This is a genomic window from Shewanella metallivivens (assembly GCF_028750675.1).
In the GTDB taxonomy this organism is placed as follows: domain Bacteria; phylum Pseudomonadota; class Gammaproteobacteria; order Enterobacterales; family Shewanellaceae; genus Shewanella; species Shewanella metallivivens.
In genome coordinates this window covers 55,868-73,427 of sequence record NZ_JAQQPZ010000006.1, presented here as the reverse complement: position 1 = coordinate 73,427, position 17,560 = coordinate 55,868, and the positions used below count along the sequence as shown (strand labels likewise).

Below are 17,560 nucleotides of genomic sequence, written 5' to 3'. Positions count from 1 at the left end.
TCGATAGGTGATCTTAATAGGGTCATTATCTGGATAAGCTGGCGAGCATTATGGCGGATTGGTATAACACAGTACCCATAATGACGATTAGATGGCAACAAAGCGGTTTAATGTAAAACCGTATAATGTTGTGTTGCTACAATCTTTCTACTTTTTAGAATAAACCTGGCTAATTTAAGTGATTTTCTTTTTTAAAAGTCGTACTAAAATGGGGTTAACTATTTAAGGGACATTGGTATGTTTAGCAATTCATCTTCAGGTTATGGTTTAACGGCTATTTTGTTGCATTGGCTATCGGCAATCGCTGTATTTGTACTCTTTGGTTTAGGCTTTTGGATGGTCGATCTCACGTATTACAGTAGCTGGTATCAAACCGCACCACATATTCACAAAAGTATTGGCCTACTGTTATTGGGATTAATCTTAATCAGATTAGTCTGGAGAGGCTTGTCTGCTTCACCCAATGCACTTGAGCATCACAAAACCTGGGAAAAGCAATTAGCCAAATGGATCCACAGACTACTGTATATGTTGCTGTTATTCATCATGGTGTCGGGCATTATGATTTCAACTGCAGACGGTCGGGATATTTGGATTTTTGACTGGTTTGCCGTGCCATTTCCTAATGCATTTATAGATGACCAAGCAGATCTGGCTGGTATCGTACATCAATATCTTGCATACACATTAATCACTTTGGTGGTGTTTCATGCTTTAGGAGCAATAAAACATCACATAGTTGATAAAGACAACACGTTAACAAGGATGCTCAAACCTGTGCGAAGGCAATAACCCATTGTGATTGGCACGTAACTCATATTTTATACAATTAAGGACGCTATAATGAAAAAACATCTACTTGCAACAATAATAGGCTCATCTTTATTGTTATCTTTATCTGCAAATGCGGCTGACTATGCTATTGATACACAAGGGGCTCATGCTTCAATTCAATTTAGTGTTAGCCATTTGGGCTACAGTTTTGTTGTGGGGCGTTTTAATGAGTTCTCTGGTAACTTCAGTTTTGATCAGGCTAAAATTGCCGACGCTAAAGTGAATGTCAAAATCAATACAACCAGTGTTGACTCAAACCATGCTGAGCGTGATAAACATTTACGTGGTGCAGATTTTTTAAATACCGATAAATTCCCTGAAGCCAGTTTTGTATCTACCTCGATTGTTGATAATGGCAATAATCAATTTGTGATTAATGGCGACTTTACTTTTAATGGGGTGACTAAGCCATTGAGCATAGACGCAAAGGCTATTGGTGAGGGTAAAGACCCATGGGGTGGTTATCGTGCAGGTTTTACCGGTAAAACCACGTTTGCAATGAAAGACTATGGTGTCAAAATGGATCTAGGCCCTGCATCAGCAAATGTTGTGCTTGATCTGGTCGTTGAAGGAATTAAGCAATAGTTGTTTAAAAAACAAAAAGGCCGATAGGGCCTGTTGATCTTTCAAAGTTGTTTTTGCAGCGAATTGCTGGCCAATTGTACAAGGCAGAGACTTTGAGGTGTCGTTATTCTACATAAAAAGTCAATAACGCAGTAAAAAGGCCAACAAACGCTGCCTGAAAGGTTCGGCTAAAAACGTGTTACTCTTTGTTGAATGAGTCTTTGCGAACAAAGAGTTGCTTAGATGACTAGGCATCAATCCATTCGCCTCGATTAACACGTTTTTTAACTCGAGCAAAATTCAACCAGCAAAGATCAACAGGCCCTAGTAAAGCGGCTTTATATTTAATGGTTATCCTGAGTTTAGGTCTGTTATTCGTCTTCAGCTGGTGGAACGTAGCCTTCGATTTCGACGTCTTTACCTTCAAATAAAAAACTCAACATTTGTGCTTCTAAGAATTTGCGGTCATCAACATTCATCATGTTAAGTTTTTTTTCATTAATCAACATCGTCTGCTTTTGTTGCCATAAGCCCCACGCTTCTTTACTGATATTGTCATAAATACGCTTACCTAACTCGCCTGGATAAAGCTGAAAATCCAAACCGTCGGCTGATTTATTAAGGTGTTGACACTGAACTGTGCGAGCCATGGTGATTCCTTACTAACTTAATTACGATTAAAACGAATGTGTCGTGAAAAGTACGGCTAAATTAGACAAAATACGCTCTGTGGCCGCAGCTAATCCCACTTTTGCTGGTTGGTCTATGTTATACCAGAGAGTCGCGTTTTGTTCCATGATCCCCGTTGCTGGCGTTGATGTTAATTCAACTAAAACGGGCTGAATGTCTAAATGAAAGTGGCTAAATGTATGCCTAAAGCCAGCAAGACCTTGTTCTGAGACTTTAAGATTATGAAGTGCTAAATAATTAGCTAACTCAACTTCAGTATCAAATTGAGGAAAACACCATAATCCCCCCCAAATACCTGCTGGTGGGCGCTGGATTAATTGTACAGTGGTATCCGAACCCTTATGGTTAACCATAACCAACATAAAAGCAGTCTTTTCTGGGGTGACTTTTTTCGGCTTTTTACCGGGATAACGAGTTTGCTCACCACGTAATTGCGCCTTACAGTCAATTGCAACAGGGCATTGCGCGCAAAGTGGTTTACTACGGGTGCAAACACTGGAGCCAATATCCATCATGGCTTGATTGAACTTATCGACACCTTCCACAGGTGTGTATTGTTCTGTCAATTGCCATAACTGCTGCTCAACTGTTTTGACCCCTGGCCAACCGTCAATAGCGCCATGCCTTGCTAATACACGTTTTACATTGCCATCTAAAATGGGGTGATGTTGCCCAAGAGATAATGACAACACTGCGCCAGCGGTAGATTTACCAATGCCAGATAAAGCAACCACATCGTCAAAGTCTGTGGGAAACTCGCCATTAAATGTGTCACGCACATGCTGAGCGGCTTTATGCAAATTTCGGGCTCGGGCGTAATAGCCTAACCCTGTCCATAAATGTAACACCTCATCTTGATCTGCATTGGCAAGTTCAACAACCGTGGGAAATCTTGCCAAAAATCGCTCATAATAAGGGATAACTGTTGCGACTTGAGTTTGTTGCAACATAATTTCCGACACCCAAACGCGATAAGGTGTTTTATTGATCTGCCAGGGCAGTGTTTTTCGACCATTTAGGTCGTACCAAGCAATAATACGCTCGGCAAATGTCGTCTTTTTTTTCATGGGCGCAGTGTATCTATAGCCATTTTATTACACAAGTAGGCAAACCATTTTTAGCTTTTATACTCACTTGAGCAGAATCACTTGTTGATGACTAATTTAGCGTAAACATGTGCTGTGACTTTAGGTATAATGCCCAACTAAATTTTAAATTGATCTACTACAGATAGCAAAAGCGTAATGTGGATGTAAATAGTGGCGTTAGTACGCTAACGGTAAACACTTACATCGTATAAATTATGCAAGCAATGAGGCAGAAATGAGCGACGTTACCACAGCTGAGTTTAACGAAGACGGTAAGTATATTCGTAAAATCAGAAGTTTTGTTTTGCGTGAAGGGCGATTAACCAAAGGCCAATCACAAGCGATTGAGGCTCACTGGCCAGCAATGGGTTTAGATTATACGCCACAACCACTTGATTTAAGTGAAGTGTTTGGTCGTGATGCCGATACTGTCCTTGAAATCGGTTTTGGGATGGGCGCATCACTAGTACAAATGGCTAGCGCAGCACCAGAGCAAAATTTTATTGGTATTGAAGTACACAAACCAGGTGTTGGTGCGTGTTTAGCCGACGCAGGTGAAGCCAATGTGACTAATTTGCGTGTATACCATCATGATGCGATGGAAGTATTGGAGCACAGCATTGCTGACGGCTCATTAGCACGTTTACAGTTGTTTTTTCCCGATCCTTGGCATAAAAAACGTCACCACAAGCGCCGCATTGTGCAAGCCGATTTTGTCCAGTTAGTCCGCCGTAAGTTAAAAATTGGCGGCGTGTTCCATATGGCAACAGATTGGGAAAACTACAGCGAGCATATGTTAGAAGTAATGAATGTGGCTGAAGGTTATAAAAATCAATCTACGACAGGTACTGTGGTTGAACGTCCTGACCACCGTCCGTTAACTAAGTTCGAAGCGCGTGGCCATCGTCTTGGGCACGGTGTTTGGGATATCATGTTTGAGCGTATCGCTTAATTTTAGCAACTGGAGAACACATTATGGCGCAAAATCGCAGCCGTCGATTACGTAAAAAGCTACGAGTCGATGAGTTTCAAGAGCTCGGGTTCGATATCAATTGGACCTTTGACGGTTCCGTCTCAGAACAAGATATTGATGCATTAGTTGATCAGTTTATTGATGAAGTGATTGAACCTCGCCAATTGGGGTTCCACGGTGGTGGCCATAAAGAATGGGAAGGCATCATTGCAACCCAGTCTATTGGTAAATGTACTGAAGATGACATCGCTGCAGTAAAGGCATTTTGGCAGAGCAAACCAGTATCAGGCATAGAAGTGAGTGCCTTGTATGACATTTGGTGGGGTTAAACTGAATTGCCAGAGCAATTATTACTACAAGAAGCGGTAGACAAAGTCAGGCCGCTATTGGGTAAAGGTAAGGTGGCAGGGTATATTCCTGCCCTTGCTACTGTAAACCCTAATAAAATCGGTATAGCCATCACGACGATTGACGGTACCACCATTGGCGCAGGCGACTACCTTGAACCTTTTTCTATTCAAAGTATTTCCAAAGTGTTCAGCTTAACGCTTGCGTTAAACTTATACACAGAAGAAGAAATCTGGAACAGAGTCGGTAAGGAGCCCTCAGGACATTCGTTTAACTCATTAGTCCAAGTTGAGTTAGAGCGCGGAAAACCACGGAATCCCTTTATTAATGCGGGAGCATTGGTTATTGCTGACTTGCTGCAAGCCCGTCTTGGCGCGCCTAAGCATCGTATGTTAGAAGTGGTGAGGCAGTTAAGCCAAGACCCAAGTGTCACTTATGACAAAGACGTTGCTGATTCTGAATTTCAGTTTAGTGCGCGCAATGCGTCAATTGCATATTTAATGAAATCGTTTGGTAATTTTGATGGTGATGTCGATACTGTGCTGAAAAGCTACTTTCATTACTGCTCATTAAAAATGAATTGTGCTGATTTATCTCGAGCTATGTTTTACTTAGCTAATCGTGGTAAAACACTCGCGGGTGATGAGATAGTCACACCTGTACAAACGAGACAATTAAATGCCTTACTCGCCACATCTGGGTTATATGATGGTGCTGGTGAATTTGCCTACCGTGTGGGGATGCCTGGCAAAAGTGGCGTGGGTGGCGGTATTATCGCTGTTATACCCGGTGATATGTCGATCTGTGTGTGGTCCCCAGAGCTTGATATTAATGGCAACTCACTTGCCGGTACCGCTATGCTAGAACATATTAGCCAACAACTTGGTCGCTCAATTTTCTAGACTAACTGAAAATTAATCATTATTGAGATTCGTAAAATAGACTACTTTTTGGTTTATTTTACGAATACACTGCCGTTTTTCATCGCTTATATCCCTTATTTTGTTTCTATCTTTTACTAAATCAGTTATAAATCAATGCTTTATTTATTTTGGCATGACTTGTGCTTTGTAAGTGATATATTCGACTTAATTATTCTGCAAAAGGATCTTTATCATGACCAAGCAAAACCTGATCTGTGGTTTAGCATTATCTAGTGTGTTGTTTACCGCAGGAGCATGGACCCCAGCCATGGCAAAAATGTCTCTTAATGATGAAAAATGTAATGTTACGCTTAATTACGATGTCACGGTTGAACCCACTAATTTACAAATCAGTGATAACGGCACAGAAAAGTATCGTGTTGAGTTAGGTCAACTGTATGTCGATGGTAAAAAAATTACGCTTAACGACAATCAACAAAAACTACTGACCCAGTATTCAGAAGCGCTTTCTAGCCAGGTGCCAGATGTGATTGACTTGGTGGGCGATGTAGTATCGATTGCCACGCAAGCGGTCAATATGGCACTGACACCGATTTTGGGCGAAGCTGCTGGCACCCATATTGATAAATTAATGTCTGGTATTCAACAACGTGTCGATACTATGGCATATCAGCAAGGCGATAAATTTTATTTAGGCTCTACCGAAGCATCCATTGAAAAAACATTTAATGAAGAGTTTGAGCAAGAAATTGAGCAGATGGTGACCAGCTCATTGGGTTCATTAATGATGACGCTAGGCAGCCAAATCATGTCATCAGAAGGTGGCACATTTGAAGAGAAGATGAATGCATTCTCACAAAAAATGGATAACGTTGGCAACGATATTGAAAAGCAACTTGAGTCACAATCTCAAGGGCTTGAAGCTCGTGCAACAAAAGTATGCAACAATTTTGAAGGTTTATTAGTGCTAGAAAATCAAGCGCGCCAAGCCATACCCGAACTTGCCCCATTTACTCTCGCTAAACTCGGCGACACCACTCAATAAGCTTTTTTAGTCAACCCGTCTCCCTGAAAGACACCTGACCTTCCCCTGTTTTCTATTTCAAGACACAGGGGCTTTTTTTATTGACTAAAACCGCTCATCAGCCGCTATAGCGCCATTTCTTTGTTCTGATAAAAAAATTGTCAATTATAAATATAGAGCCATAGGCGTTTTTTTTGTTATACTCACAAAAATTATAACAAAAAAGCACTCTACTTTAGAGGTGGTTATATTGAGGGGAATAGACTTACGCAAACTATAGCGACTTTTTATGTCTTATTGTTTGTGGTGAGACGGCCTCGAATATAGCTGAGTTGACGTGAATGTTTAATTTGGAATAGGCCACTACACGGATATTATTCCTGACTCAACAAACACCTAATTTTTAATGTCGTAACCAGCTTAAGGCGACTTTCATGTTAGAACTGTTAGAACCTATCGCAATTTTTACTCACGTTGCACGCGCAGGAAGTTTTAGTGCTGCTGCCAGACGTCTTGGCATTTCTAAATCTAAAGTGAGTACCCAAGTTGCAGATCTTGAACATAAACTTGGTGTTCAACTTATTCAGCGTACAACGCGCAGCTTAAGTCTCACTGAAGCGGGTAACTTGTTATACCTGCAAGGTGAAGAGTTACTTCGCGATGCAGAACAAGCTGTTGCCAGTGTCCATAACTTAAATGACGCAACCCGTGGCGTATTGAAAGTTGGGATCTCGCAATCATTCGGTACTATGCACATCATTCCGGCATTACCAGACTTTATGGCTCGCCATCCTGAGCTTGAGTTGCAAGTCAGCTTACTCGACCATAAAGTTGATGTCGTCAGTGAAGGTTTAGACTTACTGTTAACGATGTCCGAGCAATTGCCGTTAGGTATGGTGGCTAGACCATTAATGAAATGCCAATTTTTGTTAGTTGCATCACCAGGTTATATTGCCCAGCATGGTAATATCAGTCGTCCTGAACAACTAGTTGAACACAATTGCTTAGTGTATCAAGGCGAATGGCATGAACACAGTATGTGGCAATTTAAAAAGGGCGAAGATTATTGTGAAATCGGGGTATCAGGTAATTTCCGTGTTGATAATGCTCCAGCGCTTAAATCTGCAGCCGTAAGCGGTTTGGGTATTGTGTATCTTGCCAGTTACTTAATGGAAGATGAAATTGCCCAAGGCACATTAGTGCCATTATTACCTGATTGGCAATTAACCCATAACTTACCTTTGCAAGCCGTTTACCCTCGTCGTAAACACTTGGCTCCCAAGGTCAGTGCATTTATTGATTTCATAAAGACCCATATCGGTAGCCCGCCGTATTGGGATGCTAAGTTCGATCATTTATATAAGCTTCGTAAGTAAATCTGGAAACATTGTTCATATAATAGAACAAAGCCACAGGGATGCCTGTGGCTTTGTTTTTATTTGATATTTATCAGTAATTTAGTTAGTTCACCGTTTCATTTTTTAGTGAACCATTAATCAATGGGTTACTGAAGTATAGTCGGTTAGCTGTTGCAGTCTGTTCTTATATCAATACAATAGTAGTTAGTTGATTCAAAATGATTTGAATATGTATTCTTCTGAGAAATGACCCCTTTTCAGCTGAATGCCCAAATCGGCAACCATGCAAATTTTGGATCAGTGCTGGCAACGGTTTTTTCAAACTAAAACAATGCCGGCTTTGAAACCATCATCCTAGTTTTTTTGGTTACCCCAAGCATTGACTTGGGGTTATTTTTTTGTGGTTTAAAAAAGTAGATAAAAAAATGCAGCAACCTTAGGTCGCTGCATTTTTATTGTTAAATAACTTGCTGCTTAATCCATTTATCCACTTGCTCTTCAAGTACATCTAAAGGCAATGGACCATTTTTTAATACAAGCGTGTGAAAATCGCGGATATCAAACTTATCGCCAAGTCGCTTTTTAGCTTTTTCACGTAGCGACAAAATCTTAATCATTCCCACTTTGTATGCGGTAGCTTGCGATGGCATGACAATATGGCGTTCAACCATTTTTATCGCATCAGATTCAGCGTTAGGCGTGTTATTGACGTAATAAGCAATGGCTTGCTCCCGAGTCCACTTTTTATCATGAATACCTGTGTCGACGACTAAGCGACATGCACGCCAGAGCTCCATTGATAAGCGGCCAAAATCTGAATAGGGGTCTGCGTACAGGCCCATTTCTTTCGGGAAGTACTCAGAATATAATCCCCAACCTTCAACATACGCAGTGTAACCACCAAACTTACGAAACTTTGGAATGCCTTGTAATTCTTGGGCAATGGCTATTTGCATATGATGCCCAGGTATCCCCTCATGGTAGGCGAGCGCCTCCATTTGATATTGTGGCATGGCTTCCATTTTATATAAGTTAGCGTAGTAAGTGCCTGGTCGAGAGCCATCGGGAGCGGGTTGATCGTAAAATGCTTTACCTGCAGATTTCTCACGGAAAGCTTCTACTTGTTTAACCAATAATGCCGCCTTGGGCTTTATTTTGAATACTTCGTCTAGGCGAGTTTCCATATTGTCGATTAATGCTTTGGCTTCGGTTAAATAAGCTTGTTTACCTGCTTTGGTTTCAGGGTAGTAAAATTGTTTATCCTCACGCATATAAGCAAAAAACGCTTGCAGCGTACCGGTAAATTTAACCTTTTCCATAATAAGACGCATTTCATTGTGGATGCGTTTTACTTCAGCTAGCCCTAAGTCATGAATTTGGTCAGCGCTCATGTCTGTGGTGGTCGTACGGGAGAGGGCATTATTAAAAAAGGCTTCTCCGTCTGGGAGTTTCCATGCACCATCACGCGTATCAGCCCGGGCTTCTAAGGTTTTGGCATAAGCAATAAACTGCTGGTAAGCGGGCTTTACTTTAGTGATTAAGGCTTGTTTAACTTCGGCCAATAGGGCGTGCTTTTTGTCTTCACTAATGTCGAGCTTATTGATTTTACGGTTGGCATCAGCCCACAACGCATTGTCTTTATCGGTATCGTTAAAGGGGGCGCCAGAGATAATGTTTTGACTGTCTGCAATCACATATGCAAACACAAACTTAGGGGCGATAATCTTTTTGCTGGCACGGATTTCAAGTGCTGTTTGTAATTGAGCCAATAATGTTTCGGTGGCATTAAGGCGGCTGATATAAGCTTTAGCGTCACTTTCGTTGGTTATTTGATGCTGGTTAATTAATATTGATGCCACCATAGAATGCACGCCGTACATTTGGTTTACCGGATAGGTGTGATAACGCCATTTATCATCGGCAATCGTTTGCTCTATGCGTGCTTTGAGTAATTCAAAGCTTAAGGTGGTTTGCTCATCGAGCTGAGTAATATCTATGGCATTAATACGAGCGAGCTGATCTTTAGCGCGAGCAAGGTCGGCATCTGCAGCCGCTTCTGATAAATCATTCCATTTATCGTAATCTTGCTTAATGCCTAAGTAAGTTTGGTTAACGGGATTGGCCATCACGTTTTCCATAAAGATGGCTTCAAATAGCGCGTTTGCCTTAGCAGACTCTGTGTTGGCGGTCACGGCTTTACTTTGTGGGGCCAACTCGACTGAAGTAGGTGAGTGCGCAACAGCGTATGTGGTTAATAAGCTTGATAATGCCACGGCAATTAAGGTTGTTTTAGTTTTAAGGGACATCAATATCTTCCTAAACGACACAATTTATAGGCTGACATCCTAATCAAGCTTTTGCTAAATGTGTTAATTTAAATGTTATAAAGTGTGTATTTTGTTATTGGTCGTTCAGAGAGCGAGCGAGCAGAGAATATTAGGCGAGAGTAGGTGCCCACAATGAATGTGAATGGGCACTTTTAATACACATTAATCGTACAAATTTATCGGTACAAACGAGTTTGCGGGTTAAATAAATTGCGACAGTAAGTCGTTAACAAACATGTGGCCTTTGGGGGTGAGCTGCCAATGAGTGTCAGTTTCTGTTAATAAACCTCTTTCTATCGACTTTTGCATGCCAACCTTAATGACATCTGCAGATTGACCAGTACGTTGTTCAAATTCAGTTTTTGCAATGGGTGTCATTAACCGTAAGCGGTTCATTAAGTACTCTAATGGACGGTCTTCTTCAATCACATCAGCCGTTTCAAAGGTGTAGTTTTGTGCGGCTAAATACCCTTTAGGATGTTTAATTTTAACCGTCCGGATAATACGGTTGTCATGCGGTAGCGTTATTTTACCGTGTGCGCCGCAGCCAACCCCTAAATAGTCACCAAACTGCCAATAATTTAAGTTATGACGACACTGAAAGCCGGGTTTGGCATAGGCTGATATTTCATATTGCTCGTAACCCAATTCTGCAAGCTTCTTTTGCCCTTGTTCGTATATTTGCCAGAGATTTTCATCATCGGGCAGTTGCGGCGGTTTTGAGTGAAACAAGGTATTGGGCTCAATGGTTAATTGATACCAAGATAAATGCGGTGGTGCTAATGCAGTTGCTGTATCGATGTCGTGCATCGCTTCTGCAAAGCTTTGGTTTGGCAACCCATGCATCAAGTCGAGATTGAAACTTAAATAGTTAGCTTGTTTAGCTTTTTGCGCCGCGATTTTTGCTTCATCTTCGTTATGGATACGGCCGAGTAAATTAAGCTTATCTTTAGAAAAGCTCTGTACACCAATCGATAAGCGGGTGACTCCTGCAGCGCGGTATGCACTAAAGTCATCATGCTCGAGTGTGCCTGGATTGGCTTCCATTGTGATTTCAATATCATCTTCAAAGGGGATTAATGCGCGCGCGCCGTCTAGTAAACGCTGTATTTGGCTGGCATCAAATAGCGAAGGGGTGCCGCCGCCAATAAAAATGGTATGAATTTTACGATCTTGCACATATGCCAAGTCTGCCTGAAGATCGGCAAGCAATGCATCAATATATTGTTGCTGCGGCAACTCGCCATGTTGTCCATGAGAGTTAAAGTCGCAATAAGGACACTTTTGCACACACCAAGGAATATGCACATAGAGGCTCAATGGTGGCAGTTGTAAAATCATTATTGGCCGCCTGATGATGGTGCATTAATGACACCTTTAGCTTTCATTGCGTTAATTAATAACTCAAGGGCTTTACCACGATGACTATGGGCATTCTTTTGCTCGGCGCTTAACTCTGCTGCACTGCACTCAAACCCCTGTGGAATAAATACCGGGTCGTAACCATGACCTTGATCGCCTTGTGGTGCTAGGCTAACACTGCCTTCCCAAGATGCTTGGCAAATAATCGGTGTAGGATCTTTGGCATGGCGCATGTACACCAATACACATTGAAAGCGTGCTGTACGTTGAGTTTCACCTTGCAATGTATCTAATAGCTTGAGGTAATTGCTGGTTTCACTCGCCCCAACACCGGAGTAGCGAGCAGAATAAATCCCGGGTTGTCCTTGCAGTGCATCGACTTCAATGCCTGAGTCATCTGCAATAGCAGGTTTGCCGGTAATGTCAGCCGCGTGACGTGCTTTGATAATGGCATTTTCAACAAAGGTCGTGCCGGTTTCTGCAACATCTGGGACGTTAAACTGATTTTGTGGCAAAACTTCAATGCCATATGCCGTAAACATTTGCGCAAATTCGGCCAGTTTGCCTTTGTTGCCACTGGCAAGAACGATGTGTTGAGTTGGAGATTGCATGAGTGCTCGACCTGAGGTAAAAATTTGCGACATTATACGCTAATAAGACTGAAAAACGATACAACGAGCTAATCAGCAATGAATACGCTAAACACAGAGGCTAGGGGAGATGGATGATGTGTATAGTGCGCTTTACCGGCATTGGCAAAGCGCACGAGCTTGATAGCATTATTCTATGTAGAACTTTTGTTTAAATTTAAGGGTGGTATTGAGTTGGTTGGTGTATTTTATCGCAACAGTAAAATTCACTTCTTGATCGTCACGAAAAGGCACTTCGGCAATGTAATAAATGGCATTGCCTTCGCGGATTTCTTTAAAATCTAGGGTCATGCGTGCATCAATTAAATTATTCGCCACACCGGATATTTCAACGGCAACAGCAGGGTTGCCTGGTAGCTGAGTATTAAGCACGGTGATATTAACTAAACCATTGTAACCACTACGTTCAATGCCATAGGTTTTTGCGATTTGAGGAGTGATAAAGGTGCTATTAAGTGCCATGTAGTGGATGTCAAAATTACCCACTTGCTGTTTTTGTTCAGCATGAGCAACGCCTATTACACTCAGTAATGACATTAATAATAGGGTAAATATATATCGTGTAGCTAAGATTGCTTTTAACATGAGGCCGTCCTGTAAATGATCATTCAAGGCTGTGGCTTATACCAATTAGCCTAAAATAGATCACATTCTAATAAGGATTGGTATTATACCTTGGGTATTAAGCAGCTCTTTTATGCGTTATGTTTAGTGATTTTGCTTAAATCATTGCCCAAAATGGAATGTATTGTGCAAATAACATGTTCAAAAAATTCATCGCAATAAACACCACTAACACCGACAAGTCTAATCCACCCATTGACGGTAAAATTTTACGTACAGGGGCTAAGATCGGTTCAGTCAGTTGAGTCATGATCATCACCACAGGATTATAGCCTTGGTTAAACCAGCTCAAAATAGCTCGGATAAGTAACATCCAAAATAATAATACACCGGCATTTTTAAATACTGACACAACGGCAAACAACAAGATGGTGAGTAAGTCAAAGCTGGCACCCGCAATGAGAGTAAGCACTAACATTTTTAACACTACGACAATCAGTGCTAACAAAATCGATGAGGTGTCAATACTCCCCATTGAAGGTAACACTCGGCGCATAGGCGCAATAATCGGTTGAGTGGCTTTTACCACAAACTGGCTAAACGGATTATAAAAGTCGGCTTTAGCCAATTGTAACCAAAAACGAAGAATGACAACCATGAGGTACAAGTCAAACAGCGTGTTGATCAAAAAAACCATTGCATTCATGAATATTGCCTTACATTTGTTTCATTGATTTAGAGAGGGCTCATAGCCCTATTAAGTCGCACAATATTATCATTAAGCATTGTAAACGGAGATAAATATTCGTTCATCTCAGTTTAGCGCTAAATTAAAAAGTTTCTGCCATTTCTTGTGCGCGGGCAACACAATTTGTCATGGCTTTATCGACCAGCCCGCCTAAGTCACCTTGTTGCAATGTTTCAACCGCTCTTGCGGTTGTGCCGCCTTTTGACATCACATTTTGACGCAACTCAGCAACCGACAACTGCTGATTTTGAATGACCATTTGTGCCGCGCCTAACGCAGCTTGTTCGGCGAGTAACCTGGCTTTGTCTTCTGCCATACCCATGTTAACGCCAGAGGCAATCATCGATTCAATAAACAAAAAGAAGTAAGCCGGTGAGCTGCCTGCTAATGCTATAACTTGGTTCAAACCATCTTCGCTATCCACCCATACGACTTTGCCGCCGGTTTTCATTAATGTTTCGCAAATGGCTTTGTCTTGCGCTGAAATACCTTCGTCAGCATAAATCCCTGTCATACCATAACCAATTTGAGTTGGTGTATTTGGCATAGTGCGAATGAGCTTAATGGGTTGCTTAAAGTATTGCTGATATCGCGCCGCAGGAATACCTGCAGCGATAGTGATGATTAACTTACTCGACAAATCTAAATGACTGAGAGCATTGCAAACACTTTCCATCAGTTGTGGTTTGACACTCAATACGATGACATCAGCGGCTTGTGCTGCAGCAGCATTGTCGTGTGATACTTCAATTGAGAAATCTTGTACCAGCGCATCTAATTTACCTTTACTCGGATTAGTTGCGTGGATAAGGGCGCTAGGATAACCATGTTTGACTAAGCCACTGATAATACTACGAGTCATGTTACCCGCACCGATAAAACATACTTTTGCTTGAGTCATTTCAATTACATCCAATTAAAAGAGTGAATTTAAATCTTACTTTATATGTTACCTAATTCAGTCCAAGGACGCTACGCTACTCCGGTTTATAACCGGAGGGGGAATCTACAGCAACACTTGAATCCCCAAAAAAATCATTTGGAAATGTTGGACAAAAGATAGCAAGCACATTTAGCTAGCTCGAAGACGCTCCCTTGTTACTTGCAGCGTAGCGCCTTGTGACTTTTCCCCAAAAATAGCGGGACGATAAAGATGAAGCATTAGAACCTAACACTTATCGCTCACCAAAAATCGCACTGCCGATCCGCACCATCGTCGAGCCATTTGCAATGGCAATATCCAAGTCGCCACTCATGCCCATTGATAACGTGTCGATATTAGGGTACTGCTGCTGTAATTGGTCATACAAGCTTTTTAAGTTGGCAAACTCTTGTTGTTGAATACGGATATCGTCTGTGGCTGTTGGAATAGCCATTAAGCCCCGCAGTCTAAGATTAGGCAGTTGACTAATGAGCAGCGCTAATGTTGCAACATCGTTAACATGAACGCCAGACTTGCTGTCTTCTTGGCTAATATTGACCTGAATACACACATTTAAAGGCGGTTTATTGCTAGGACGTTGATCGTTTAAACGTTGCGCAATTTTGTCACGGCTAACGGTGTGCATCCAATCAAAATGTTCTGCAACGATTTTGGTTTTATTGGATTGTAATGGTCCAATAAAATGCCATTCTATATCGGGGTAATCACCCGTCAGCGCGGTGATTTTACTTTCACCCTCTTGCACATAGTTTTCCCCAAAACGTCGCTGCCCAGCTTGATAAGCGGTAATGATGTCACTAATGGGTTTGGTTTTACTTACCGCAAGTAAGCTGATTTCACTTGGCGATCGCGAACAATTTTGCGCCGCTTGTGACATTCTGCTCTGGGCGATTGATATTCTGTCTGCTATTGTTGTCATAATGTTGGTTAAATGGATGTCTCTACAATGGAAATCACTGAATTACTCGCTTTTAGTGTAAAACACAAAGCATCAGATCTACACCTTTCAGCTGGTGTTTCTCCAATGATCCGTGTCGACGGTGAAGTGCGAAAAATTAACTTACCAGCGCTAGATCATCAAGGTGTTCATAGTCTTGTTTATGACATCATGAACGATAAACAACGAAAAGACTACGAAGAACACCTCGAAATTGACTTTTCATTTGAAGTGCCAAACCTCGCGCGCTTTCGTGTTAACGCTTTTAACCAGTCTCGTGGCGCTGGCGCAGTATTTCGTACCATTCCATCTGAAATTTTGTCATTAGAGCAGCTTGGTGCACCTGATATTTTTAAGAAGATATCCAGTTATCCACGGGGCTTGGTGTTGGTGACAGGGCCAACCGGTTCGGGTAAATCAACCACATTGGCAGCAATGGTCGACTATATTAACGAACACCGCCATGACCACATCTTAACCATTGAAGACCCTATCGAATTTGTACACCAAAACAAACAATGTTTGGTTAACCAACGCGAAGTGCACAAGCATACCCATAGCTTTAATGCAGCACTACGAAGCGCACTACGTGAAGACCCCGATGTTATCTTAGTGGGTGAAATGCGAGACCTTGAAACCATTCGATTAGCCATGACCGCTGCTGAAACAGGTCATTTAGTGTTTGGTACTTTGCACACCACCTCAGCCGCTAAAACCATTGACCGTGTGGTCGATGTTTTCCCTGAAGGTGAAAAGGGCATGGTCCGTACTATGTTGTCAGAATCGTTGCAGGCGGTTATTTCACAAACCTTGATTAAAAAAATTGGCGGCGGTCGAGTTGCTGCTCACGAAATTATGATGGGAACACCCGCGATACGTAACCTTATTCGTGAAGATAAAGTCGCGCAAATGTACTCTGCAATCCAAACGGGCATGGCACATGGTATGCAAACGCTTGACCAATGCCTACAAAACTTGGTTAATCGCGGTATCATTACGCGTGAAGATGCCATGCAGAAAAGCTCGAATAAACAAGCTAATTTTTAAGGATTAGGATCATGGATGTTCGTCCGTTTTTAAATATTATGGTCGAGAAAAAGGCCTCGGATTTATTTATTACCGCAGGTTTTCCGCCTAGCGCTAAAATCGATGGTGAATTACGTCAATTATCTGAGACCAAATTAACGCCAGAGCAGTCGTTAGCGTTTGTTGAGTCGTTAATGACTGAGGTTCAAAAGAAAGAGTTTCATGACAGTAGCGAATGTAACTTTGCGTTCGCCGCTAAAGAATTAGGCCGTTTTCGTGTGAGTGCATTTTGGCAACGTGAGTCAGCCGGTTGTGTTATGCGCCGTATTGAAACGCAAATCCCAGAGGTTGACGACTTAAAGCTGCCAGCCATTTTAAAAGATTTGGTCATGAGTAAGCGTGGCTTAATTATTATGGTAGGGGGAACGGGTACAGGTAAATCAACCTCTCTTGCTGCACTGGTAGGCTATCGTAATGCCCATGCTCGAGGGCATATATTAACGATTGAAGACCCAGTCGAATTTGTGCATAACCACCGTAAAAGTATTATTACCCAACGAGAAGTGGGAATTGATACCGACTCATTTGATGCCGCACTTAAAAGTTCACTGCGCCAAGCGCCAGACGTTATCTTGATTGGTGAAATTCGAACTCAAGAAACAATGGAGTTTGCTCTGTCATTCGCAGAAACGGGCCATTTATGTATGGCGACATTGCACGCCAACAACGCCAACCAAGCACTTGACCGAATTATGCATTTAGTGCAAGAAAGCAAGCACAATCAGTTGCTGTTTGACTTATCATTAAACCTACGTGGCATTGTTGCACAGCAGCTTATTCCAAAATCAGACGGTACCGGTCGTCGTGCTGCCATTGAGGTGTTAATTAATACCCCTCGTGTGGCCAGTTTGATTGCCAAAAATGAACTGCATTTACTCAAAGAAACCATGGCAAAGTCGCGCGAGCAGGGCATGCAAACCTTTGACCAAGCCTTACTCGACTTATACATAGAAGGTGAGATTAGCTACGCTGATGCGTTACATCATGCAGATTCACCTAATGATTTACGCCTAATGATTAAATTACAAGGCAATGAAACCTCTTCAGCAGGCTCTATGGAAGGTATCACTTTAGACATGGATTAGTTTTTTTCAGTATATAGTTAACGTTTTAGCAGGTTATAAGCAGCAACTTATGGCCTTTGTTGCTATCATCTCTTACTAATTTACAACATGTTTTT

Annotated in this window: 18 protein-coding genes; 9 read left to right on the top strand and 9 right to left on the bottom strand. The window is 41.9% G+C overall.

The window, feature by feature from the left end; all coding sequences use genetic code 11:
- Positions 1-237: 237 nt before the first annotated feature.
- Both PQR79_RS09715 and PQR79_RS09710 read left to right on the top strand, forming a co-directional pair.
- Positions 238-792 (top strand): cytochrome b, encoded by a 555-nt coding sequence (locus tag PQR79_RS09715; protein WP_238102674.1) that lies wholly within the window; start codon positions 238-240, stop codon positions 790-792.
- 51 nt (positions 793-843) lie between these two features.
- Positions 844-1,419 (top strand): YceI family protein, encoded by a 576-nt coding sequence (locus PQR79_RS09710; protein WP_238102675.1) that lies wholly within the window; start codon positions 844-846, stop codon positions 1,417-1,419.
- Positions 1,420-1,769: 350 nt separating this feature from the next.
- Here the strand turns inward: PQR79_RS09710 and PQR79_RS09700 are convergent, their stop codons facing one another.
- Positions 1,770-2,048, bottom strand: a complete 279-nt coding sequence (locus tag PQR79_RS09700) for an oxidative damage protection protein (protein ID WP_238102676.1) — start codon at positions 2,046-2,048, stop codon at positions 1,770-1,772.
- 27 nt (positions 2,049-2,075) lie between these two features.
- Complete coding sequence (gene mutY / locus PQR79_RS09695) at positions 2,076-3,155, bottom strand: A/G-specific adenine glycosylase (RefSeq protein WP_238102677.1); 1,080 nt, start codon at positions 3,153-3,155, stop codon at positions 2,076-2,078.
- Positions 3,156-3,411: 256 nt separating this feature from the next.
- Between mutY and trmB the strand changes: the two genes are divergently transcribed.
- The 5 genes from trmB (at position 3,412) to PQR79_RS09670 (ending at position 7,781) form a co-directional block, all read left to right on the top strand.
- Positions 3,412-4,128 carry a tRNA (guanosine(46)-N7)-methyltransferase TrmB gene (gene trmB / locus PQR79_RS09690; protein ID WP_238102678.1) on the top strand — a complete coding sequence of 239 codons (717 nt, stop codon included), beginning with the start codon at positions 3,412-3,414 and terminating at the stop codon, positions 4,126-4,128.
- Between the two features lie 23 nt (positions 4,129-4,151).
- Positions 4,152-4,478, top strand: coding sequence for a 50S ribosome-binding protein YggL (locus PQR79_RS09685; protein WP_238102679.1), 327 nt, complete (start codon positions 4,152-4,154; stop codon positions 4,476-4,478).
- Positions 4,479-4,484: 6 nt separating this feature from the next.
- Positions 4,485-5,399: a glutaminase B gene (gene glsB / locus PQR79_RS09680; RefSeq protein ID WP_238102680.1), complete on the top strand. Its 915-nt coding sequence runs from the start codon at positions 4,485-4,487 to the stop codon at positions 5,397-5,399.
- Positions 5,400-5,613: 214 nt separating this feature from the next.
- Positions 5,614-6,426: a YggN family protein gene (locus tag PQR79_RS09675; protein ID WP_238102681.1), complete on the top strand. Its 813-nt coding sequence runs from the start codon at positions 5,614-5,616 to the stop codon at positions 6,424-6,426.
- 413 nt (positions 6,427-6,839) lie between these two features.
- Complete coding sequence (locus PQR79_RS09670) at positions 6,840-7,781, top strand: LysR family transcriptional regulator (RefSeq protein WP_188916701.1); 942 nt, start codon at positions 6,840-6,842, stop codon at positions 7,779-7,781.
- 440 nt (positions 7,782-8,221) lie between these two features.
- On the opposite strand, the gene PQR79_RS09665 is transcribed toward PQR79_RS09670, so the two are convergent.
- The 7 genes from PQR79_RS09665 to PQR79_RS09635 all read right to left on the bottom strand — a co-directional run bounded on the left by PQR79_RS09665 (position 8,222) and on the right by PQR79_RS09635 (position 15,276).
- Complete coding sequence (locus tag PQR79_RS09665) at positions 8,222-10,069, bottom strand: DUF885 domain-containing protein (RefSeq protein ID WP_238102682.1); 1,848 nt, start codon at positions 10,067-10,069, stop codon at positions 8,222-8,224.
- 222 nt (positions 10,070-10,291) lie between these two features.
- Positions 10,292-11,431: a radical SAM family heme chaperone HemW gene (gene hemW / locus PQR79_RS09660; protein WP_238102683.1), complete on the bottom strand. Its 1,140-nt coding sequence runs from the start codon at positions 11,429-11,431 to the stop codon at positions 10,292-10,294.
- Entirely contained in the window at positions 11,431-12,063 is a 633-nt protein-coding gene (rdgB, locus tag PQR79_RS09655) for an RdgB/HAM1 family non-canonical purine NTP pyrophosphatase (RefSeq protein ID WP_238102684.1), read from the bottom strand. The genes hemW and rdgB overlap by 1 nt, the downstream gene beginning before the upstream one ends.
- Before the next feature lie 168 nt (positions 12,064-12,231).
- Positions 12,232-12,639, bottom strand: coding sequence for a DUF4426 domain-containing protein (locus tag PQR79_RS09650; protein WP_372942299.1), 408 nt, complete (start codon positions 12,637-12,639; stop codon positions 12,232-12,234).
- 184 nt (positions 12,640-12,823) lie between these two features.
- Complete coding sequence (locus PQR79_RS09645) at positions 12,824-13,372, bottom strand: YggT family protein (RefSeq protein WP_238102686.1); 549 nt, start codon at positions 13,370-13,372, stop codon at positions 12,824-12,826.
- A 124-nt stretch (positions 13,373-13,496) separates the two neighbouring features.
- Positions 13,497-14,315, bottom strand: a complete 819-nt coding sequence (proC, locus tag PQR79_RS09640; RefSeq protein WP_238102687.1) for a pyrroline-5-carboxylate reductase — start codon at positions 14,313-14,315, stop codon at positions 13,497-13,499.
- 274 nt (positions 14,316-14,589) lie between these two features.
- On the bottom strand, positions 14,590-15,276 hold the full coding sequence (locus PQR79_RS09635; RefSeq protein ID WP_238102688.1) for a YggS family pyridoxal phosphate-dependent enzyme: 687 nt from the start codon (positions 15,274-15,276) through the stop codon (positions 14,590-14,592).
- A 27-nt stretch (positions 15,277-15,303) separates the two neighbouring features.
- Between PQR79_RS09635 and PQR79_RS09630 the strand changes: the two genes are divergently transcribed.
- Positions 15,304-16,341, top strand: a complete 1,038-nt coding sequence (locus PQR79_RS09630) for a type IV pilus twitching motility protein PilT (RefSeq protein ID WP_238102689.1) — start codon at positions 15,304-15,306, stop codon at positions 16,339-16,341.
- 11 nt (positions 16,342-16,352) lie between these two features.
- Positions 16,353-17,465 carry a PilT/PilU family type 4a pilus ATPase gene (locus PQR79_RS09625; protein WP_238102690.1) on the top strand — a complete coding sequence of 371 codons (1,113 nt, stop codon included), beginning with the start codon at positions 16,353-16,355 and terminating at the stop codon, positions 17,463-17,465.
- The last annotated feature ends 95 nt before the right edge of the window (positions 17,466-17,560 follow it).